Annotated in this window: 19 protein-coding genes; 14 read left to right on the top strand and 5 right to left on the bottom strand. The window is 70.5% G+C overall.

Translation table 11 applies throughout. The features are described 5' to 3' along the window. Position 1: 1 nt before the first annotated feature. Entirely contained in the window at positions 2-1,663 is a 1,662-nt protein-coding gene (locus ON759_RS08230; protein WP_271679891.1) for an MFS transporter, read from the top strand. A gap of 134 nt (positions 1,664-1,797) precedes the next feature. Then, on the top strand, positions 1,798-3,906 hold the full coding sequence (locus tag ON759_RS08225) for a M13 family metallopeptidase (RefSeq protein ID WP_271679890.1): 2,109 nt from the start codon (positions 1,798-1,800) through the stop codon (positions 3,904-3,906). 55 nt (positions 3,907-3,961) lie between these two features. Here ON759_RS08225 and ON759_RS08220 read toward each other — a convergent pair whose 3' ends face one another. The 3 genes from ON759_RS08220 to ON759_RS08210 are packed head-to-tail and all read right to left on the bottom strand — an operon-like array spanning position 3,962 to position 5,990. Beyond that, positions 3,962-4,438, bottom strand: a complete 477-nt coding sequence (locus ON759_RS08220) for a BLUF domain-containing protein (protein ID WP_271679889.1) — start codon at positions 4,436-4,438, stop codon at positions 3,962-3,964. Between the two features lie 18 nt (positions 4,439-4,456). Beyond that, the gene (locus ON759_RS08215; RefSeq protein ID WP_425608463.1) at positions 4,457-4,786 is read right to left on the bottom strand and encodes an EF-hand domain-containing protein; all 330 of its coding nucleotides are present in this window, start codon (positions 4,784-4,786) and stop codon (positions 4,457-4,459) included. A 1-nt stretch (position 4,787) separates the two neighbouring features. Then, the gene (locus ON759_RS08210) at positions 4,788-5,990 is read right to left on the bottom strand and encodes a DesA family fatty acid desaturase (RefSeq protein WP_271679888.1); all 1,203 of its coding nucleotides are present in this window, start codon (positions 5,988-5,990) and stop codon (positions 4,788-4,790) included. A 99-nt stretch (positions 5,991-6,089) separates the two neighbouring features. Between ON759_RS08210 and mutM the strand changes: the two genes are divergently transcribed. The 3 genes from mutM to ON759_RS08195 all read left to right on the top strand — a co-directional run bounded on the left by mutM (position 6,090) and on the right by ON759_RS08195 (position 10,401). Further along, on the top strand, positions 6,090-6,917 hold the full coding sequence (gene mutM / locus ON759_RS08205) for a bifunctional DNA-formamidopyrimidine glycosylase/DNA-(apurinic or apyrimidinic site) lyase (RefSeq protein ID WP_271679887.1): 828 nt from the start codon (positions 6,090-6,092) through the stop codon (positions 6,915-6,917). 63 nt (positions 6,918-6,980) lie between these two features. Then, entirely contained in the window at positions 6,981-7,559 is a 579-nt protein-coding gene (locus ON759_RS08200; protein ID WP_271679886.1) for an ECF-type sigma factor, read from the top strand. A gap of 28 nt (positions 7,560-7,587) precedes the next feature. After that, complete coding sequence (locus tag ON759_RS08195; protein WP_271679885.1) at positions 7,588-10,401, top strand: serine/threonine-protein kinase; 2,814 nt, start codon at positions 7,588-7,590, stop codon at positions 10,399-10,401. 7 nt (positions 10,402-10,408) lie between these two features. Here ON759_RS08195 and ON759_RS08190 read toward each other — a convergent pair whose 3' ends face one another. Then, entirely contained in the window at positions 10,409-11,029 is a 621-nt protein-coding gene (locus tag ON759_RS08190) for a thymidine kinase (protein WP_271679884.1), read from the bottom strand. Positions 11,030-11,091: 62 nt separating this feature from the next. On the opposite strand from ON759_RS08190, the gene ON759_RS08185 reads away from it, so the two are divergent. The 4 genes from ON759_RS08185 to plsB all read left to right on the top strand — a co-directional run bounded on the left by ON759_RS08185 (position 11,092) and on the right by plsB (position 17,915). Beyond that, a complete protein-coding gene (locus ON759_RS08185) occupies positions 11,092-13,086 on the top strand; it encodes a UvrD-helicase domain-containing protein (protein WP_271679883.1) in 1,995 nt (664 codons plus the stop codon). Positions 13,087-13,132: 46 nt separating this feature from the next. Then, positions 13,133-13,966 carry a DUF2608 domain-containing protein gene (locus ON759_RS08180; RefSeq protein ID WP_271679882.1) on the top strand — a complete coding sequence of 278 codons (834 nt, stop codon included), beginning with the start codon at positions 13,133-13,135 and terminating at the stop codon, positions 13,964-13,966. A gap of 221 nt (positions 13,967-14,187) precedes the next feature. Next, entirely contained in the window at positions 14,188-15,120 is a 933-nt protein-coding gene (locus ON759_RS08175) for a hypothetical protein (RefSeq protein WP_271679881.1), read from the top strand. An 8-nt stretch (positions 15,121-15,128) separates the two neighbouring features. Then, entirely contained in the window at positions 15,129-17,915 is a 2,787-nt protein-coding gene (gene plsB / locus ON759_RS08170) for a glycerol-3-phosphate 1-O-acyltransferase PlsB (RefSeq protein WP_271679880.1), read from the top strand. 9 nt (positions 17,916-17,924) lie between these two features. On the opposite strand, the gene ON759_RS08165 is transcribed toward plsB, so the two are convergent. Beyond that, positions 17,925-18,143 carry a YdcH family protein gene (locus tag ON759_RS08165; RefSeq protein ID WP_271679879.1) on the bottom strand — a complete coding sequence of 73 codons (219 nt, stop codon included), beginning with the start codon at positions 18,141-18,143 and terminating at the stop codon, positions 17,925-17,927. A 54-nt stretch (positions 18,144-18,197) separates the two neighbouring features. Between ON759_RS08165 and ttcA the strand changes: the two genes are divergently transcribed. The 5 genes from ttcA (at position 18,198) to ON759_RS08140 (ending at position 21,859) form a co-directional block, all read left to right on the top strand. Beyond that, positions 18,198-19,097, top strand: a complete 900-nt coding sequence (gene ttcA, locus ON759_RS08160) for a tRNA 2-thiocytidine(32) synthetase TtcA (RefSeq protein ID WP_271679878.1) — start codon at positions 18,198-18,200, stop codon at positions 19,095-19,097. A gap of 101 nt (positions 19,098-19,198) precedes the next feature. After that, entirely contained in the window at positions 19,199-20,101 is a 903-nt protein-coding gene (locus ON759_RS08155) for a recombination-associated protein RdgC (RefSeq protein WP_271679877.1), read from the top strand. A gap of 47 nt (positions 20,102-20,148) precedes the next feature. Next, entirely contained in the window at positions 20,149-20,946 is a 798-nt protein-coding gene (locus tag ON759_RS08150; RefSeq protein ID WP_271679876.1) for a M48 family metallopeptidase, read from the top strand. A 48-nt stretch (positions 20,947-20,994) separates the two neighbouring features. Next, entirely contained in the window at positions 20,995-21,516 is a 522-nt protein-coding gene (locus tag ON759_RS08145) for a hypothetical protein (RefSeq protein ID WP_271679875.1), read from the top strand. Between the two features lie 37 nt (positions 21,517-21,553). Beyond that, positions 21,554-21,859 (top strand): hypothetical protein, encoded by a 306-nt coding sequence (locus ON759_RS08140; RefSeq protein ID WP_271679874.1) that lies wholly within the window; start codon positions 21,554-21,556, stop codon positions 21,857-21,859. The last annotated feature ends 15 nt before the right edge of the window (positions 21,860-21,874 follow it).

The following is a 21,874-nucleotide window of genomic DNA, read 5'->3' as shown; positions in this document are numbered from 1 at the left end:
CATGTCCACCATCACCGCCAGCTCGCCACCCGCGGGCGCGCTCACCCAGGGCCACAAGAAGGTCATCTTCGCGTCCAGCCTCGGGACCGTCTTCGAGTGGTACGACTTCTACCTGTACGGCTCGCTCGCCGCGATCATCGCCAAGCAGTTCTTCAGCGGCCTGAACGAGACCAGCGCCTTCATCTTCGCCCTGCTCGCGTTCGCCGCCGGTTTCGCGGTGCGCCCGTTCGGCGCGATCGTGTTCGGCCGCCTCGGCGACATCGTCGGCCGCAAGTACACGTTCCTCGTCACCATCGTGATCATGGGCCTGTCGACCTTCCTGGTCGGCGTGCTGCCCAGCTACGCGTCGATCGGCTTCGCCGCGCCGGCGATCCTGATCATGTTGCGCCTGCTGCAGGGCCTCGCGCTCGGCGGCGAGTACGGTGGCGCCGCCACCTACGTGGCGGAGCATGCGCCGAACGGCAAGCGCGGCCTGTACACCAGCTTCATCCAGACCACCGCGACCATCGGCCTGTTCCTGTCGCTGCTGGTCATCCTCGGCGTGCGCACCTACCTGGGCACCGAGGCGTTCGAGGCCTGGGGCTGGCGCATCCCGTTCCTGCTGTCGATCGTGCTGCTGGGCGTGTCGGTGTGGATCCGCATGCAGCTGCACGAGTCGCCGCTGTTCCAGCAGATGAAGGCCGAGGGCAAGACCTCCAAGGCGCCGATCACCGAGAGCTTCTTCTCCAAGAACGGCAAGATCGTGCTGCTGGCGCTGCTGGGCGCGACCGCGGGCCAGGCGGTGGTCTGGTACACCGGCCAGTTCTACGCGATGTTCTTCCTCAGCCAGTCGCTCAAGGTGGACGCCACCACGACCTGGCTGATGATCGCCACCGCGCTGGCGCTGGGTACCCCGTTCTTCATCTTCTTCGGCTGGCTGTCGGACCGCATCGGCCGCAAATGGATCATCATGGTCGGCTGCCTGGTCGCCGCCCTGACCTACATGCCGCTGTTCAAGGCGCTGACCCACTACGCCAACCCGGCGGTCGAGGAAGCCCGCAGCAGCGCACCGGCGGTGGTCCACGCCGATCCCGCGACCTGCAGCTTCCAGTTCGATCCGGTCGGCAAGAAGAAGTTCACCAACTCCTGCGACATCGCCACCGCGGCACTGGCCAAGGCCGGCATCCCGTACACCATCGAACCGGTCGCGGCCGGCACCGTGGCCAAGGTCAGCGTGGGCGGCACCGACGTCGCCAGCTACGAGGGCGCGGGCCTGGCCGGCGACGATGCCAAGGCCGCGGGGGAGGCGTTCGGCAAGGAGCTGAAGGCGGCGTTGACCTCGGCGGGCTATCCGGAGAAGGCGGACCCGGCGCGCATCAACAAGCCGATGGTGGTGGCGATCCTGACCCTGCTGGTGATCTACGTGACCATGGTCTACGGCCCGATCGCGGCGTGGCTGGTCGAGCTGTTCCCGACCCGCATCCGCTACACCTCGATGTCGCTTCCGTACCACATCGGCAACGGCTGGTTCGGCGGCTTCCTGCCGACCATCGCCTTCGCCCTGGTCGCGGCCACCGGCAACATCTACTACGGCCTGTGGTACCCGATCGTGATCGCGCTGATGACCTTCGTGATCGGCGCGCTGTTCCTGCGCGAGACCAAGGACGTCGACATCACCCAGTGACACCCCGCCCCCACGGGACCTTGCGGGCGCCGGCATGCCGGCGCCCGTTTTCGTTCCGGCGGCCCTGACTTCGGGCACTTGCACGCCGGCGCCGGCGCGGCAGGATGGCCGCTCGCCCCAACGAGCCCGCCCGCATGACCGCTTCCCCGCTCCGCCGCGCCCCGCTGGCGCTGGCCCTGTTCTGCGCCGTGTCCACCCTGCTCGCCGGCTGCGCGCCGGACGCCGCCCCGCCTGCCGCGCAGGCGACCGCCGAGGCACCCAAGGCCGCGACCTCCGGCATCGACCTCGCCGGCATCGACAAGGCGGTCAAGCCCGGCGACGACTTCGACGAATACGCGAACGGCGCCTGGAAGCGGGCCACCGAGATCCCGGCCGACCGCGCCAGCCTGAGCACCGGCTTCTACGTCTTCGAGAAGGCGGAGAAGCGCCTGTCCGACCTGGTGCAGGGGCTGGAGAAGGCCAATCCGGAGGCCGGCACGAACGAACGCAAGATCGCCGACTTCTACGCGGCCTACATGGACGAGGCCGGCATCGAGGCGCGCGGCATCGCCCCGCTGCAACCGAAGCTGGACGCGGTGAACGCGATCAGCGACGGCGCCAGCCTGTCCCGCTACCTCGGCGCCGGCATGCGTGCAGACACCGACCCGCTCAACGCCACCAACTTCTACACCGAGAACCTGTTCGGCCTGTTCGTCGCGCAGGGCCTGGAGGATCCGTCGAAGAACGTCGGCTACCTGATGCAGGGCGGCCTGGGCATGCCGGACCGCGAGTACTACCTCGCCGGCGACAAGGACATGGCGGCGAATCGCGCGGCCTACCAGGCCTACATCGCCGACATCCTCAAACTGGCCGGCGACGCGGATGCGGAGAAGAAGGCGAAGACGATCTTCGACCTCGAGATGAAGATCGCCAAGGCGCACGCCAACGTGGTCGACAGCCAGGACATCCACAAGGCCAACAACCCGTGGGCGGTCGCCGACTACGCGAAGAATGCGCCGGGCATCGACTGGACGGCGTTCTTCGACGCCGCGAAGTTGAACGGCCAGCAGACCCTGTTCGCCTGGCAGCCGGATGCGATCAGGAAGCTGTCCGCGCTGGTCGCCAGCGAGCCGCTGCAGGCGTGGAAGGACTACCTGCGCTTCCACGCGATCAACCACAGCGCCGGCCTGCTGCCCAAGGCCTATGCCGACCTCAGCTTCGCCTTCTACGGCACCCAGCTGAACGGCACCGGCAAGCAGCGCGACCGCTGGAAGCGTGCGCTCGGTGCGACCGATGGCGCGCTCGGCGACGCCATTGGCCAGCTGTACGTGAAGCAGTACTTCCCGGCTTCGTCCAAGGCCAAGGTCGAGGACATGGTGAAGAACATCCTCGCCACCTTCCGCGACGGCGTGGACAAGCTCGAATGGATGACGCCGGAGACGAAGAAGACCGCGAAGGCAAAGGCCGAGACCATGCTGATCGGCGTCGGCTATCCGGATTCGTGGCGCGATTATTCCTCGCTCGAGGTGAAGCGCGACGATCCGCTCGGCAATGCATTGCGCGCCGAGGAGGCCGAGTATCGCCACCAGACCGGCAAGCTGGGCAAGGCGCCGGACAAGAAGGAATGGTGGATGACGCCGCAGACAGTGAATGCGGTGCAGCTGCCGCTGCAGAACGCCATGAACTTCCCGGCCGCGATCCTGGAGGCGCCGTTCTTCGACCCGGCCGCGGACGATGCCGCCAACTACGGGTCGATCGGCGCGGTGATCGGCCACGAGGTCAGCCATGGCTTCGACAACCTCGGCTCCGAGTTCGACGCCGAAGGCCGCCTGCGCAACTGGTGGACGCCCGAGGATGCCGCGCACTTCAAGGCCGCGACCGACAAGCTGGTGGCGCAGTACGACGCCTACGAGGCGCTGCCGGGCCTGCACCTCAGCGGCAAGCAGACCCTGGGCGAGAACATCGCCGACGTCGCCGGCCTGCAGGCCGCGTACACCGCGTACCACAAGTCGCTCGGTGGCAAGGAAGCGCCGGTGATCGACGGCATGACCGGCGATGAGCGTTTCTTCCTCGCCTTCGCGCAGGCGTGGCGCGCCAAGCAGCGCGATGCCGCGCTGCGCGCGCAGGTGGTCGGCGACGGCCATGCCCCGGCCCGCTGGCGCGCACTCACCGTCCGCAACATCGACGCCTGGTACAGCACCTTCAAGGTCGCCGAAGGCGAGACGCTCTACCTGAAGCCTGGGGACCGCGTGCGGATCTGGTGATCGTTCTCGATGCGTGCTTGCTGGAAACGCCGGCCCCTGGCCGGCGTTTCCGCGATCAGCCGGCGACCGTCGCGCGCAGGTCTTCGCGGGCCGGCGCGCGTGCACCGCCCGCGACCCAGCGGTTCCAGTGGAACAGCACCAGGCCCAGGCCGCGATGCGCTTCGTCGGCGCTGCGGGTCACCGGCAGGTTGGCTTCCCAGCCGGTGTTGGCCAGCGCCTGCAACAGCGTGTCCGGCGCCTGGCAGAACGCCATGTGCCAACCATCGAACTGGCGCTCGGCGATCGGCGCGCTGGAGAGTTCCTCCAGCTGCTGGTGGATCGCCGAGGCGCGGATGCGTTCGTACACGCGGCGCACGCCGGCCTCGGGGCCTTCGAAGTACTGGATGAAGACGCCGTTGTCGTAGCACAGCACGCCGCTCACGCCCGCGCCCTGGTTGAACCCCTGCGCGTCCTGCAGCAGGGCGTCGAGTTCCGACGGCGACAGCGGGCGCGCGGCCACGCTGGCGTACGAGATAGCCCACAGCTGATCCATGCCTGCTCCCGGGATGCGCTAGCGCGGTGGTGCCGCGAGTTCGCGCGCGTCCAGCACGTTATCCCGATTCGCATCCTGCCGCCTGAACCGTTCAGCCAGCCGTTCACGATGCGCGGCGCGGGTCAGCATGGTGCCGCGTCCGCCCGGTTGCTCGGACGGCGACAGCACGCCGTCGTGGTCGCGGTCCATCGCATCGAAGGCATAGCTCAGCCAGTCCTGGTATTCGACCAGCGACACCTTGCCGTCGCGGTCGACGTCCATCTTCGTCAGGTAGTCGCCGGGCCGTGCCAATTGGGCCTGCGCGGCGAAGGCGCAGGCCATGGCCAGCCACGGCACCAGCGCGCGCACCTCAGGCCGGGATCAGCGCATAGCCGCGCAGGCGTGCGGCGTAATCCTGCAGCGCGCGCACGCCGCTGGCCTCCGCCTGGGCGCACCACGCCTGCAGGCGGTGCAGGCGCTCGGCGGCATCGTGGCTGCGGTGCTCCAGCACCTCGGCGAGGCGTGCGCGATGCTCGATCAAGGCCTGGATGCGCGGGCGCGAGGCGACCCATGCGCGCAACTGTTCGCGGCCTTCCGGCGAAAGCCAGCGCCCATCATCGGCCAGCGCCTTGCGCAACTTGCGCGGAAGCAGCGCGCGCAGTTTCGCGCCGGCCGCCGCGGCTTCCTCGCGCAACGCGGGCTTCAGCACGTTGCGCTGGTAATCGGTCATCGCCTGGAAGCGATGCGCCACCAGCGCCTTCAAGGTGTCCGCATCCGGCATCGGGATGTTCGGGCGCACGTCCAGGCTGGGCGCGACGCGCAGCACCTTGGCCAGGCGCACCTTTTCGAGCAGGCGGATCGCCGCCCAGCCGATGTCGAACTCCCATTTGCGCAGGGCGAACTTGGCCGAGGACGGGAATGCGTGGTGGTTGTTGTGCAGCTCCTCGCCGCCGATCCACACCGCCCACGGCACCAGGTTGGTGGCGGTGTCGGTGGTCTCGAAGTTGCGGTAGCCCCACCAATGGCCGAGGCCGTTGATCACGCCCGCGGCCCAGAACGGGATCCATGCCATCTGGATCGCCCAGATCGCCACGCCCGCCGCGCCGAACAGCACGAAGTCCACCAGCAGCATCAGCACCGGGCCGAGCGTGGCGTACGGGGTGTACAGCCGGCGCTCGATCGCGTCCTCGGGGCAGCCCTTGCCGTACTGCTCGATGCTGGCGCGGTCGCGACGCGCCTCGCGGTACATGTCGCCGCCGCGCCACAGCACGTTGCCGATGCCCTTGTGCATCGGGCTGTGCGGATCGTCCGGGGTCTCGCACTTGGCGTGGTGCTTGCGATGGATCGCCGCCCACTCGCGGGTGATCATCGAGGTGGTCAGCCAGCTCCAGAAGCGGAACGCGTGCGCGAGCGCGGGATGGAAGTCCACGCCCCGGTGCGCCTGGCTGCGGTGCAGGTAGAGGGTGACGGTGAAGATGGTCAGCTGGGTGACGACCAGCAGGTACAGGGCGAGCTGCCAGAGCTTGGCCTGGAGCAGGCCGCCGGCGAGGAACTCGAGGAACGAAGCGGGCATCGCGATGGGGTCTCATGGGCGCGGGGGAGCGCCCGGCCATGATGCCACGACGGCCCGGGCCGCTTGGGCTTGCGCGTGGATCGGCGGCATCATGGCAGCATGCCCGAACTGCCCGAAGTCGAGACCGCCCGCCGCGGGCTGCTGCCGCATGTCGCCGGCCGCCGGGTCGGGCACGTGCGCCTGCGCCGCCCCGACCTGCGCTGGCCGATCCCGCGCGAGGTCGAGGACCTGCTGCCGGGCCAGCGGATCGAGGCGATCCGCCGGCGCGCCAAGTACCTGCTGCTGGACACCGCCGCCGGCAGCGCGCTGCTCCACCTCGGCATGTCCGGCAGCCTGCGGGTGTTGCCGGAGGACACCGCCGTGCGCGCGCACGACCATGCCGACATCGGCCTGGAGGGCCTCGACGGCGCCCCGGATCGCGTGCTGCGCTTCAACGACCCGCGCCGCTTCGGCTGCCTGCTGTGGCAGGCGCCCGGCGAGGTCCATCCGCTGCTGGCGGGCCTCGGCCCCGAGCCCTTGTCCGACGACTTCGATGGCGACTACCTGTTCTCCCGCAGCCGTGGCCGCGCCGCGCCGGTGAAGACCTTCCTGATGGACCAGGCGGTGGTGGTCGGGGTGGGCAACATCTATGCCGCGGAAGCGCTGTTCATGGCCGGGATCTCCCCGCTGCGCCCGGCCGGCAAGGTCTCCCGCGCGCGCTACGTCGCGCTTGCCGAGGCGGTGAAGGCGATCCTGGCCCATGCGATCGCGCGCGGCGGCACCACCCTGCGCGACTTCCTCAGCCCGGACGGGGCGCCCGGCTACTTCGAGCAGGAACTGCTGGCCTACGGGCGCGGCGGCGCGCCCTGCCCGCGGTGCGGGCGACCGATGCGGCAGGCACTGGTGGGCCAGCGCGCCAGCGTCTGGTGCGGCCACTGCCAGCGTTGACCGGGTTTCACGCGGGCCGGCGCCAGCGGCTATAGTGCGGCGTCCCCCGACACGCCCCGCACGATGACCGATTCCGGCGAGATCACCGTCTTGCTCGATGCCGCCCACGGCGGCGATCGCGGCGCCATGGACCGCGTGCTGGCCACGCTGTACCAGGAACTGCATTCGATGGCCCGGCGCCAGCTCGCCGGCCAGCATGGCCACACCCTGGATGCGACCGCACTGGTCCACGAGGCCTACCTCAAGCTGATCGGCCGCGGCACCGGCGCCGCGCAATTCGACGACCGCGCGCACTTCTTCGCCTACGCCGCCTCGGCGATGCGCAGCGTGGTCGTCGACTACGCCCGCCAGCGCCTGGCGCAGAAGCGCGGCGGCGACCTGCATCGCGTCACCGACCTGCCGGAGGACATCGAGGGCGGGCTGCGCCTGGACGAGGACATGCTGGGACTGGACACCGCGCTGAACCGGCTGGCCTCGGTCGACGAGCGCCTCGCGCAGGTGGTGGAGATGCGCTATTTCGCGGGCCTGTCGGAATTGGAGATCGCCGCCCTGCTGAAGCGATCGGAGCGCAGCGTGCGCCGCGACTGGCAGAAGGCACGGATGTTCCTGCTCGCGTCGCTGCAGGAGTCGCCTGCCGCCTGACCGAAGGTCGGGCGACCGGTGGGCCGCGATGGACATCGAGCGCTGGCAACGGCTGTCGCCCCTGCTCGACGCCCTGCTCGAGTTGCCGCCCGGGCAACGCGAGGAACACCTGGCCGCGCTGCACCGCGAAGACCCGGACCTCGCCGCCGAACTGGGCCGCCTGCTGGCGCTGGAAGCCGACGATGCAGGCTTCCTGGCCGAGCCGGTGGTCGCCCTTCCCGCGGGCGCACGCCCGGGCGCGCGCATCGGCGCCTACCGCCTCGACCGGCTGCTCGGCGAGGGCGGGATGGGCCAGGTCTGGCTGGCGTTGCGCGCGGACGGGCTGTACGACCGCAAGGTCGCGCTGAAGCTGCTGCGCCCCGGCCTGGCGGATCCGCGGCTGCGCCAACGCTTCGTGCGCGAGCGCGAGATCCTCGCGCGCTTCGCGCATCCGTTCATCGCCCGCCTGCTGGATGCCGGCTTCGATGCGGACGGCCAGCCCTACCTCGCCCTCGAGTACGTCGATGGCGAGCCGATCACCGACTACTGCCGAAGCCGGCAGCTCGACATCGCCGCGCGGCTCGACCTGTTCCGCCAGGTCTGCGAAGCGGTCAGCCACGCGCATGCGAACCTCATCGTCCATCGCGACCTGAAGCCGTCGAACATCCTGGTCACCCCGGCGGGCCACGTCCGCCTGCTCGACTTCGGCATCGCCAAGCTGCTGGATGCCGAACCGCTCCCGGCGGAACAGACGCGGACGGGCGTGCGCACCTTCACCCTGCACTACGCGGCACCCGAACAGATCCGCGGCGAACCGGTCACCACCATGACCGACGTGTATTCGCTCGGCGTGGTGCTGTACGAACTGCTGACGGGCTGCAAGCCCTACCGGCTGAAGCGCCAGACCGACGCCGAATGGGAGGAAGCGATCCTCGCCGGCGAACCGCTGCGGCCATCGCAGGCGGCAGGGCGCGCGGATCCGCTCGATACCCGCCCGTATCCGCCCGCCAGGCTTGCGCGCGAACTCACCGGCGACCTCGACAACATCGCGCTGAAGGCCCTGGCCAAGCGACCGGAGCGGCGCTACGGCTCGGTCGAGGCGCTGGCGCACGACCTGCTCTGCTACCTGCGCGGACGGCCGGTGGCCGCGCGCGGGGAGAGCATGCGCTACCGCGTGCGCAAGTACCTGCAACGGCACCGCTGGGCGATCGCCGCCACCAGCCTGGTGCTGGCGGTGCTGCTCACCGCGCTTGGGGTGGTGGGCTGGCAGTCGCGCCAGGCGATGCGCGAGGCGGGGCGCGCCCAGGCGATGCAGAGCTTCATCGCCGGCCTGTTCGAAAGCGCGGGCGCGACCCCGATGGACGCGCCGATCGACTTGCGCAAGCTGCTGGACATGGGCATCGCCCGCGGCGATTCCAGCCTGGCCCGGCAACCGCAGGCGCGCGCGGAACTCTACGGCGTGGTGGCACGCCTGCGCCTGGGCATCGGCGACTACCGTGAAGCGGATGCGCTGCTCGTGCGGCAGGCGGGGATGCTGGCGCAATCGCCCGAGGCGCCCACCAGCCTGCGGCTGGAAGCGGTCACGCTGCGCGGCGCGGCGCGGCGCATGCTCAGCGACGCGCGCGGTTGCCTGGCGCTCATGCAGCCCTTGCGCGCCCTCGCCGACCGCGAGCAGGCGCAACTCCCGGCCCAGGTCGCGGCCTACTACTCGCAACTCGCGCGCTGCCATCGCGACATGGGCGAACGCAACCTCGCCAACCAGCTGTATGCGCGCGCCCTCGAGCTTCGCCGCGAGCACGGCGACGATGCCGGGGTCGCCGAGAGCCTGCTCGACGTCGCCGCGCTGCGCGCGGACGACGGCCGCCCGCAGGAAGCGATCCGGATCCTGCGGGATGCGCTCGCCCAGTTGCGCCGGCAAGTCGGCGAACGCCACCCGCTCGCGATCGACCTCCTGCGCAGCCTGTGCACGCTGGAGCGCAGCAACGATGCCGTGGCCGAAGCCGAACGCGACTGCCGGCAATCCGTCGTGCTGGCCCAGCAACTGCACGGCCGCAGCCATCGCGCGACGATCGACGCGCGCCGCCAGCTGGCCGCGCTGTACGTCGACCTCGGGCGGTTCGGCGAGGCGGAATCGGAATTCCTCGACGCGCACGCATGGATGCGGGTACGCCTCGGCCCGGAACACCCCGACCTGGCGCGCACCTACAACAGCCTGGCGATCGTGGCCTGGGAGCGGGGCGACCTGGCGCGCGCCGAACGCCACCAGCGGCAGGCGGTGCAGATCTGGCGCAAGGGGCACAACCCGGGCCTGCTCGGTTCCGGCCTGTTCAACCTCGCCATGGTCCTGCACGACGCCGGCAAGGACGACGAGGCGCTGGCGGCGGTGCGCGAGTCGGCGACGCTGCGTCGCCAGCGTTTCGGCGCAGCGCACGAACTGGTCGGCGACGCCGACCGCCTGGAAGGCGAGATCCTCGCGGCGCTCCGGCGCGATGCGGAAGCCGCGCGCGCTCTCTCCGAAGCGGTCCGGCTGACCCGGGCAGGGTACGGCGCCGGGCATTCGCATACGCGCCGGGCCGAGGTCTCGCAGGCGCGCTTCCAGGCCTTGCGCGGCGACGACGGCGCGCTGCGGCGCCTCTCGCAACTGGGGGAGTTCGTGGGCACCGACATCGAACAGCGCAAGGCGGCCTGGCTGGCGCGCGCCTATGCGGCCGAAGCCGTTTGCCGCTCGCAACCGGCACAAGCGCGCGCGCAATTGGCCGGCATCCTCGCGCAGATGCAACTGGCCCTGCCGGAAGGCGGCGCGGTCCCGCGCGAGGTGCAGGGCATCCGCAAGGCCTGCCCGGGCGGCATCGCCCGCCGCTGACCCCGGGTCAGAGCGGCAACGGCGACTGCAGCGGCTCGATGCTGCCCTCGCCGCGCATCACTTTCTTGAACTCCTTGCGCGACACCGAGACGTAGCGCTCGTTGCCGCCGATCTCGACCTGCGGGCCGTCCTGCAGCGCGCGCCCGGCCTCGTCCACGCGCACCGTCATGGTCGCCTTGCTGCCGCTGTGGCAGATGGTCTTGATCTCCTGCAGCTCGTCGGCCCAGGCCAGCAGGTACCGGCTGCCCTCGAACAGCTCGCCGCGGAAATCGGTGCGCAGGCCGTAGCAGAGCACCGGGATGCGCAGCGCATCGACCACCTCGCTGAGCTGCCACACCTGGGCCTTGGTCAGGAACTGCGCCTCGTCGACCAGCACGCAGTGCAGGGGGCCGTGCGCCGCGATGTCGGCCGCCACCCGCGCCTGCAGGTCGTCGTCGCGACCGAACGCCAGGCCCTCCGCCTGCAGGCCGATCCGCGACGCCACCGTGCCGCTGCCGGCGCGGAAATCGAGCTTCGGGGTGAGGATGGCCACGCGCATGCCGCGCTCGCGGTAGTTGTACGCGGACTGCAGCAGGGTGGTGGTCTTCCCCGCGTTCATCGCGGAGTAGTAGAAGTAGAGCTTCGCCATGCACGGATTCTAACGGCGCACAAGGCTGGCAGCGGGCGCCGCGCGCTTCGACAATGGCGGCGATGGCACGCGACCCCCTCCATGGCCTGAACCCGCCCCAGCGCGCCGCGGTGCTGCACGTCGACGGCCCGTTGCTGGTGCTGGCCGGCGCCGGCAGCGGCAAGACCCGGGTGATCGTGGAGAAGATCGCGCACCTGATCCATTCGGGCCGCTACCCGGCCAGGCGGATCGCCGCGATCACCTTCACCAACAAGGCCGCGCGCGAGATGCGCGAACGCGTGGCCAAGCGGATCCGCGGCGACGCCGCGCAGGACCTCACCATCTCCACCTTCCACGCGCTCGGCCTGCGCATGCTGCAGGTCGACCACGCCAAGCTGGGCCTGCGGCGCGGGTTTTCGATCTTCGACGCCGACGACGCCGCGGCCCAGCTGAAGGACCTGCTGCCGCCGGGCAGCAAGCCGGATGCGATCGAGGCGGCCAAGCAACTGGTGAGCCGCGCCAAGAACGCCGGGCTGTCGCCGGACCATGCCGCCGAAGCCGCGCGCAGCGGCCGCGAGCGCGAGGCCGCGGCCCTGTACGCGCGCTACCAGCAACGGCTCGCCGCGTTCAACGCGGTCGATTTCGACGACCTGATCCGGCTGCCGGTGCAGTTGCTGGAATCCGATGCCGAGGCGGTGATGGCCTGGCGCGAACGCATCGGCTACCTGCTGGTCGACGAGTCGCAGGACACCAACGACGCCCAGTACCGCCTGCTCAAGGCGCTGGCCGGCGACCAGGGGCACTTCACCTGCGTGGGCGACGACGACCAGAGCATCTATGCCTGGCGCGGCGCCAACCCGGAGAACCTGCTGGAACTCGGGCGCGACTACCCCGCGCTGCAGATCATCAAGCTCGAGCAGAACTACCGCTGCAGCAACCGCGTGCTGCGCGCGGCCAACGCCCTCATCGCGCATAACCCGCACGAGCACCCGAAGACGCTGTGGAGCGACCAGGCCGACGGCGAGCGCATCCGCGTCTGGGAGTGCAAGGACGCCGCGCACGAGGCGGAGAAGGTCGCCGCGGAGATCCAGTTCATCGCGCAGAAGCATGCCGCGCCGTGGAGCGAGTTCTGCATCCTGTTCCGCGGCAACCACCAGAGCCGCGCGCTGGAAAAGGCGTTGCAGCTGCTGCGCATCCCCTACCACCTGAGCGGCGGCACCGCCTTCCTCGACCGCGGCGAGGTCAAGGACGCGCTGGCCTGGCTACGCCTGCTGGCCAATCCCGACGACGACGCCGCCTTCCTGCGCGCGGTGCAGTCGCCCAACCGGGGCGTCGGCGCGACCTCGCTGCAGCGCCTCGGGGAGCTGGCCGCGCAAGGCCACCTGCCGCTGTCGCGGGCGGCGGAATCGCTGGCGATCGGCAAGCAGCTGCCGCCGCGCGCGGCCAATGCCCTGCAGGGTTTTTGCGACATCGTCCGCGGGCTGCGCGCGGACGCGCGCACGCTGCCGCCGGCGGAGCTGGTGCGCAAGCTCAACGAGCGCTCCGGCTTGCTCGCCGCCTTGCGCGCGCTGTGCAAGGACGAGGCGCAGTTCCACGCGCGCCGGCGCAACCTGGACGAACTGGCCGACTGGTTCGACGGTCCGAAGACGTCGGGTCCCGGCGAGCTCGCCGCCGCGCTGGCGCTGCTGTCGCATGCCGACAAGGGCGACGCCGGCAACCAGGTGCGGCTGATGTCGATGCACGCGGCGAAGGGCCTGGAGTTCCGCTTCGTGTTCATCGTCGGCGTCGAGGACGGCAACCTGCCGCATGAGGCCAGCATCGAGGAAGGCCGCATCGACGAGGAACGGCGCCTGCTCTACGTCGGCATCACCCGCGCCAAGGAGCGGCTTTGGCTGTCGCACGCGCGCGAGGCGCAGCGCTGGGGCGACCGCCTGCGGCTCAAGCCCAGCCGCTTCCTCGACGAACTGCCGGCCGACGAGTTGCAGCGCGACGGCGCCGACCCTGTGGCAGATGCCGCGCACAAGGCCGAGCGGCGCAGCGCCGGCATCGCCAACATCCGCGCCCTGCTCGCCGACTGAACGACGCGGCCCGCTACACTGCCGGGCCCGCCCCACGGAGCCCGCCATGCGCCGCCTGCTGCCCTTCGTCCTGGTCGCCCTGCTGGGCGCCTGCGCCGGCCCGATGGTGCGCCCCGGCGGCGCCAGCTCAGAGGTGCGCGACATCCGCGACCTCGCGCTGGTGTCCCCCGCGCTGGCCGAATCCCCGGCGCGCACCCTGCTGGTGCTCGACATCGACGACACCCTGCTCACCTCGGCCGGCTTCTTCGGCAGCGACACCTGGTACGAATGGCAGAAGACCCTGGCCGCGGACGATCCCGGCAAGGTGCCCTGCCTGTTCGACGTGATCGCGCTGAACTACGAGGCCGGCGACCAGGTGCCCACGCAAGCCGATGGCCCGGCCGCGATCAACGCGCTCGGCGTCGACACGCTGATGCTGACCTCGCGCAACCCGCTGTACCGCGGCGGCACCCTGCGCACCCTGCGCGAGGCCGGCTACGCGCTGCCGCGGATGCTGGGCGGGCAGGCCGACGGCAGCGCCTGGGACTGGCGCAAGGCGCCGGATGCCGCGCCGGTGCACGTGGTGTACGACCAGGGCATCTTCATGACCTCGGGGCAGGACAAGGGCCGCGTGCTGCTCGCGCTGCTGCAGCGCCTCGGCCTGCGCTACGAGCGGGTGGTGCTGGTCGACGACGGCCGCAGGAACATCGACAACATGCAGGCGGCGCTGCGCGATGCCGGCATCGCCTACCTCGGCCTGCACTACACCCGCGTCGACAAGACCGTGGATACCGACGAAGCCGCGGCCGGCCGCGCCGGCTGGCAGGCCTGGCGCCAGCTGCTGGCCGGCACCTATCCGCAGCGCTTGCGCGCACTGGAAGCGGGCAAGTGCGCTTACTGACAATAAAATCATATAGTTATCTGATCTTACTTCACCTGTTGCATTAACTTGGCGCTGGCGTTAGCCTGCACTCAGCCGGTTCGCCGGCGCCATGCCACAACTGCTGTCCTCCGGCCTTGGCCGGATTTGAAGGAGGCCACCGGCCTCCTTTTTTCTTGGCCGCGCTTGCGCCGCGGCGCCGGCCGCCCCGACACTCCGGCGATGCCATCCCGGGAATGCCGATGACGCGCTCGCTGCCGCACCGCCTCGCGCTCCTGGCCGGCCTGCTGGGCGCGTTGCTGGCGGGCGGCTGCCAGCGCGACGCCACGCCCTCCTCGGCGATCGCGGTGGCGCCTGCGGCCCGGGTCGCGCCGGCCACACGCCCCATCGATGCCGTCCTGTTATTGCGCGACCGCCTGCTGGCCCGCGACGGCGCCGGCTTCGCCCGCCTCGCGGTGCCGCCCGGACTGCACGCCCGGCTGGCGAGCGGGTGGTCCGCGGGCCGCACGCGCTGGCCGCTGGACGAACTGCCTCTGGACGCGCGTTTGCCGAAGATGCTCGCAGCTTTGCAGCAAAAAGACGCGCAATCGACGCTGATCGCGACCTTCGACCGTCAGTTCAAGGGCGCCGACCGCGACATCGACCAGACCCTCCGCACCTTGGTGGTGTTCGGCGGCGAGTACGTGCAGAAGGCCCCCGACTACACCGCCGCCGAGCGGGAGCACGTGGTGCAGGCGATCGCCGCGGTCGGCGACTGGGCCGTGGCTGCCCCGTTGTCGGATCCGGCGCGCGCGCGCCGCTTCTTCACCGCGCTGGTGGCCGCCGCGCAGCGCAGCGGCATCGACGGCAAGGCCGGCAACGCCGCCTTCGCCAGGCTCGGGATGGACGACAGCCTGCCCCGGCTGTCGCCCTTCCTCGCCACCCTGCTGGCCCAGCTGCGCGACCAGTACGGGCTGGACCTGGACGCCAGCCTGCGCGGACTGGACGTGCGCCTGCTCGAGCAGACCGGCGACAGTGCCCGCCTGCGCCTGCGCTACACCCTGGCCGGGCGGCCGATCGACGCCATCGTGCCGGTGGTCCGGATCGACGGGCACTGGTACCTGGCCGACTTCGTGGGGCGCGCCGAGGCCTCGCTCGGCCCCGGGGCGGACGCCGGCAAGCCCGCTTCGCCATAATGGCGACGATGCCGACCCGTCCCGACTCCCCGCGCCAGCCCAGCCTGTTCGACGCACCCGACGCCGCCGCACCGGTGCCAGGCGCGATCGACCCGGCCGGCGAAGCCCCACCGACGCCACCCGCGCCCGAGGCCGCCGCGCTCCCGTTGCCCGGCTTCCTGGCCGCGCCCGAGCCGCCACCCGCCGATGCCGTGGCTCCCGCCGATGCGGGTGCGCCGGCCGCCAACCCGCCGCGCCCGCGGGCGGCCAAGCCACCGCTGTGGGCCCGCCTGCTGGGCTGGCTGCTCGATCCCTGGCTGAAACTGGAACTGGAGCCCGAGGCGCCGGGCGAATACGACGACGGCCGCCTGGTCTGCTACGTGCTGGAGGACTACGGGCTGTCCAACGCCCTGATCCTCGAACGCGCCTGCCGCGAGGCCGGCCTGCCGCCGCCGCTGCAGCCGATCCCCGGCGACCCGCTGGGACGCAAGCGCGCTTACGTGGCCCTCTCGCGCCGGCACGCCAACGCGCTGCAGGCGCTGGGCCTGGTCCCCGGGCCCGAACACCGCACCCATTCGGGCTCGCTGGCGCGGCTGCTGGAAGCGCACCGCAAGGACCCGGCGCTGGATGTCGCGCTGGTTCCGGTCTCGATCTTCGTCGGTCAGGCGCCGAACCGCAGCAGCGGCTGGTTCAGCGTGCTGTTCTCCGAGAACTGGACGCTGGTCGGCCGCTTCCGCCGGCTGATGGCGATCCTGCTCAACGGCCGCGACACCTTGGTGCAGTTCGCCCCGCCGGTGTCCCTGCGCGAGATCGTCGCCGAGGGTCTGGAGCCGGAACGCACCGTGCGCAAGCTCTCGCGCGTGCTGCGCACCCACTTCCGCCGGGTGCGCGAAGTGGTGGTCGGCCCCGACCTGTCGACCCGGCGCATGCTGGTGGACAAGGTGCTGGCCGCCGATCCGGTGCGCGAGGCGATTGCCGACCAGGCCCGGCGCGACAAGAGCACCCACGACGCCGCTTGGCAGAAGGCGCACGCCTATGCCTACGAGATCGCCGCGGACTATTCGCACCCGGTGGTGCGTTCCGCCAGCTTCCTGCTGAACGGGGTCTGGAACCGGATCTACCGCGGCGTGCTGGTCCACCACCTCGACAAGTTCAAGCAGGCGGCGCCGGGCTACGAGGTGGTTTACGTGCCCAGCCACCGCAGCCACATGGATTACCTGCTGCTGAGCTACCTGCTGTACACCCACGGCATCGTCCCGCCGCACATCTTCGCCGGCATCAACCTGAACCTGCCGGTGGTGGGCACCCTGCTGCGCAAGGGCGGCGCGTTCTTCGCCCGCCGCAGCTTCAAGGGCAACGCGCTGTACTCGGCGGTGTTCCGCGAGTACATGGCGCAACTGGTCGCCGGCGGCTATTCGATCGAATACTTCATCGAGGGCGGGCGTTCGCGCACCGGCCGCCTGCTGCCGCCGAAGGCCGGCTCGCTGGCGATGACGGTGCGCGCCTACCTGCGCCAGCCCAGCCGGCCGGTGCTATTCCAGCCGGTGTACATCGGCTACGAGAAGCTGATGGAAGGCCGCAGCTACCTGGACGAGCTGTCGGGCAAGCCGAAGGAAAAGGAATCGATCTGGCAGCTGCTGCTGGGCATCCCCAAGGTGCTGCGCAGCAACTTCGGCCAGGTGGTGGTGAACTTCGGCGAGCCGATCCGCCTGGACGACGTGCTGCAGGCGCATGCCGGCTGGGACGGCAAGCCCGTGCCCGAAGACGAGAAGCCGGCCTGGCTGTCCGACACCATCGACGAGCTGGCGCAGGCCATCCAGGTCAACGTCAACCGCGCCGCCGACGTCAACCCGATCAACCTGCTGGCGTTGGCGATGCTGTCCACGCCGCGGCATGCGATGGGCGAGGCCGACCTGCTGGCGCAGATCGCGCTGGCGCAGACCCTGCTGGCGGACGTGCCCTACGCCGAGCACGTCACCGTCACCCCGCACACCCCGCAGCAGATCATCGCCCACGGCGAGGAGATCGGGACGCTGTCGCGCACCTCGCATCCGCTCGGCGACGTGCTGTCGGTGGACGGCGAGGCAGCGGTGCTGCTCAGCTATTTCCGCAACAACGTGCTGCACCTGTTCACGGCCTCGGCGTGGATCGCGGTCTGCTTCCTCAACAACCGCCGCATGGGCCGCGCCCAGCTGCAACGCCTGGGGCGCGCGCTCTATCCGTTCCTGCAGGCCGAACTGTTCCTGCCCTGGGACGAGGACGGCTTCGCCGAACGCATCGACCGCACCCTCGAGGTCTTCGTGCGCGAGGGCTTGCTGCAACGGGTCGGCGACGACGACGGCGGCATCTACCAGCGCAATGCCGGGCAGACCGACGAAGTGTTCCGCCTGCGCGCGCACGGGCATGCGTTGCAGCAGGCGTTCGAGCGTTACTACATCGCGATCTCGGTGCTGGTGAAGAACGGCCCCGGCAAGCTCAGCGCCGGCGAACTGGAAAGCCTCTGCCAGTTGGCGGCGCAGCGGCTGGCGCTGCTGTACGCCAACACCGCGCCCGAATTCTTCGACAAGGGCCTGTTCCGCGGCTTCATCCAGAAGCTGCGCGAGCTGAAGCTGGTGTGGGCGGACGGCAACGGCAAGCTGGCCTTCGACGAACGCCTGAACGGCTGGGCCAAGGACGCACGCGTGGTGCTCGGGCGCGAGCTGCGCCACACCATCGAGAAGATCAGCCCGGACAGCACCCGCACCACCGGCGAACATCCCGCGCTGCCGCCCGAGACGCCTGCAACGGCGCCACCCGCACCGGGCGACGACGGCTAGGCGCGCCTGCTAGGCCGGCTCATCCGGGATCAGCGCGTTCTCCAGCCACGCGATCTGGTCCTTGAGCTGCAGCTTGCGCTTCTTCAGGCGCTTGAGCGCCAGCTCGTCCGCCTGGATGTCGGCGGCCAGGCGCTCGATGGCCCCGTCCAGGTCGCGGTGCTCCAGGCGCAGCTCGACCACGCGCCGCGACAGGCGCGCGAGTTCGGCGGGATCGAGCGGATGGCCCATGCGCCGAGCATAGCGCGGCGGCGGGCCGGCCGCGGCGGGTAGAATGCGCGTCCCATGCACGCCCTCGACCTGCCCCTCGCCGAACCCGTGTCCATCGCCCAGCGCCGCAAGCGCGAGGCGGACAAGCTGGCCAAGCGCCTGCGCCATCAGGTGGGCAAGGCGATCGCCGACTTCGGCATGATCGAGGACGGCGACAAGGTCATGGTCTGCCTGTCCGGCGGCAAGGACAGCTACACGATGCTGGACGTGCTGCTGCAGCTGCAGAAGAAGGCGCCGGTGTCGTTCTCGATCACCGCGGTCAACCTGGACCAGAAGCAGCCCGGCTTCCCGGAACACGTGCTGCCGGAGTACCTGAAGTCGATCGGCGTGGATTTCCACATCCTCGAGCAGGACACCTATTCGGTGGTCAGCCGGGTGATCCCGGAAGGCAAGACGATGTGCTCGCTGTGCTCGCGGCTGCGCCGCGGCGCGCTGTACACGTACGCCGAGCAGCACGGCTTCACCAAGATCGCGCTGGGCCACCACCGCGACGACCTGGTCAACACCTTCTTCCTGAACCTGTTCTTCCACGCCAAGCTCAGCGGCATGCCGCCGAAGCTGCTCAGCGACGACGGCAAGCACGTCGTCATCCGCCCGCTGGCCTACGTCCGCGAGGACGACATCGAGGCCTATGCGGAGGCGAAGGGGTTCCCGATCATCCCGTGCAACCTGTGCGGCTCGCAGGAGAACCTGCAGCGGAAGCAGGTCAAGAAGATGCTGGCGCAGTGGGAGAAGGAATCGCCCGGCCGCATCGAGACCATGTCGCGCGCGTTGGGCGACATCCGCCCCTCGCAGTTGAGCGACCCGACGCTGTTCGACTTCCTCGCGCTCGGCAGGCGCGGCGACGGCGCATCGCCCGATGCGCATGCATGGCTCGCAGGGGATGCGACGCCCGCCACCGACACTGACGCATAACCGCTGCCATCCCGGCGGACCCCGGGATCCAGCCCTCTACACGCCACTGCCGCCAACCACTGGATCCCGGTGTTCGCCGGGATGACGACAAGGTAATTTCGATGTTCTTCCGCAACCTGACGCTGTTCCGCTTCCCGACCACGCTCGACCTCGCCGACCTCGAATCGCACCTCGCCGAGTGCGCGCTCAAGCCGGTCGGGCCGCTGGAGCTGTCCAGCCGCGGCTTCGTGCCGCCGATGGGCCAGCATGGCGACGCCCTGAGCCACGCCATCGCCCCGAGCACCTGGATCACCGTCGGCGGCGAGGACAAGCTGCTGCCGGGCGCGGTGGTCAACGACCTGTTGCAGAAGAAGCTGGCGGCGATCGAGGACAAGGAAGGCCGCAAGCCGGGCGGCCGCACCCGCAAGCGGCTGAAGGACGAACTGGTGATGGAGCTGCTGCCGCGTGCCTTCGTGCGCCCGGTGCGCACCGATGCCCTGCTCGACGGCGGGCTCGGGGTGCTCGCCGTCGACACCTCGTCGCGCAAGTCCGCCGAAGCCGTGGTCTCCGAAGTGCGCCGTGCGCTCGGCAGCTTCCCCGCGCTGCCGCTCAATGCCGAAGTCGCGCCGCGCGCGATCCTGACCGGTTGGGTCGCCGGCGATGCGCTGCCGGACGGGCTCTCGCTGGGCGACGAATGCGAGCTGCGCGACCCCGCCGACACCGGCGCGGTGGTGAAGGTGCAGCGCATGGAACTGTCGGGCGAGGAAATCGCCAAGCACCTGGAAGCCGGCAAGCAGGTCACCCGCCTCGCGCTGGTGCTGGACGACCACGTCAGCTTCGTGGTCGGCGAAGACCTGGTGGTGCGCAAGTTCAAGCTGCTCGACGGCGCGGTGGACCAGCTGGAGTCCAGCGACCGCGAGGACGTGGCGGCCGAACTCGATGCGCGCTTCGCGCTGATGGCGGGCGAGTTCAAGCGCCTGTTCGCGGTGCTGGAGCAGGCGTTCAAGCTCAGCAAGGCGGACTGAGCGTTACCGGCCACCTGCCCGGCCGGGCGGGGACATAGAATCCGCGCATGCGTTCGCTGTTCCGCCTGCTCTCGCCCACCCGCATCGCGGCGAAGCCACCTTCGGTGCTGCGCGACAGCGTCAGCTTGGTGCTCGCGGATGGCCGTCGCATCGACGTGCTCCGCGTGCGCGATCCCCGCGCGCGGCGGATCAAGCTCAGCGTGGACGAACGCGGCGCGCGCCTGACCCTGCCCCTGCGCGCCAGCCTCGCCGCCGGCGACCGCTTCCTGCACGCGCACCGCGACTGGCTGGCCCTGCAGCTGGCGGCGCATGCCTGCGAGCCCCGCCACGACCTGGTCCGCGACGCGACCGCCGCCCTGCCCCTGCGCGGCGAGGACGTGCCGGTGCGCTGGGCGGACGCACGCGCCACGCGGGTCGAGGTCGATGCCGGGGGTGGACTGGTGTTCGCCGCCCCCGCCCGTGCCGGCGATGCCGCCCTGCGGCGCGCGCTGCGCGACTTCTACGAGGCACAGGGTCGCGCCGACGTGGGCCGCTGGCTCCCCGGCCATCTCGCCAACCTGCCGCGCAGCCCCCGGCGGATCGTGTTCAAGCGCACCTCGTCGCTCTGGGGTTCGCTGGCGCCGGATGGCACCCTCGCGCTGGATCTTGCGCTGGTGCTGGCGCGACCCTCGGCCTTCGAGTACGTGTTGGTGCACGAGCTTTGCCACCTCCTGCATGCTGACCACTCGCCCCGCTTCTGGGCCGCGGTCGAAGCCCGGTTCCCGGACTGGCGCGAGGAACGGCGGTACTTCCACGCGGAGGGGCGGCGGCTCAAGGGCAGGCTGCGTGCATTGCTGGCCGGCTGACGTGCATGATCGCGTTGTCGACGACATGACCATCAGGGGGATGACTGCATGAAGACCGGTTCCGGCTTTGCACTCGCGCTGGCCGCGCTCGCCTTGGCAACCGGCTGCCAGAAGGCGCAGGAAAAGGCGCAGGAGACCGCCATGGAAGCCGCCATCGAGCAGGCCACGGGCAACAAGGTGGACATCGAGAAGGATGGCAACGCGGTATCGATCAAGACGAACGAAGGCGACATCAAGATCGCGTCCGCCGCCGAAGGCGGGACGGTCGCCCTGCCGGACGGCTTCCCGGGCGACCTCCACCTCCCGGCGCAGCGCAGGATCGAGAGCGCGATGGACATGGCGGGGATGCAGATGGTGAACATGCAGACCGACATGGCGGTCGCGGCGCTGTCGCAGGAGATCGAGCAGGCGATGCAGGCGCGCGGCTGGAAGCGCGAAATGGCGATGCAGGCGGGCGACGGCAGCACCCTGGTCTACAGCAAGGACGCGCGGCAAGCGGTTTACCAGCTCGCCAAGTCCGACGGCGGCGGGACCCAGCTCGCCGTGCGCACCGGCCACGAAGGCGGCTGAGCCGGCCGCCGATCCCACCGCCCCAGGGACGCATCGGGTGCCGCAACGCACGGAGCACCACAACTGGTCCGACTATCGCCGGCGCGCGCGGCTGTTCTGGTGCGCCTTGCTGCTGGGGCCGGTGATCGTCTTGCTTGTCGCCACCGAGTGGCTGCTGGAACGCCACGGCGTGCATGGGCTGGCTTGGCCGTTGGCGGCATGGTCGCTGACGGTGTTGGCCACCGGCTTGCATTGGCAGGCATTCCGTTGCCCGCGCTGCAGCCGCCGCTTCTTTCGCCGGCGGCCGTTGCTGCTCGCATTGCGGGCTTCGCATTGCCGCCAATGCATGTTGCCGAAGGACTGACGCCGACCGGCGCCC

This window comes from Thermomonas mangrovi (assembly GCF_028201335.1).
Lineage (GTDB): Bacteria > Pseudomonadota > Gammaproteobacteria > Xanthomonadales > Xanthomonadaceae > Thermomonas > Thermomonas mangrovi.
This window is presented reverse-complemented; position numbering and strand designations above follow the sequence as displayed.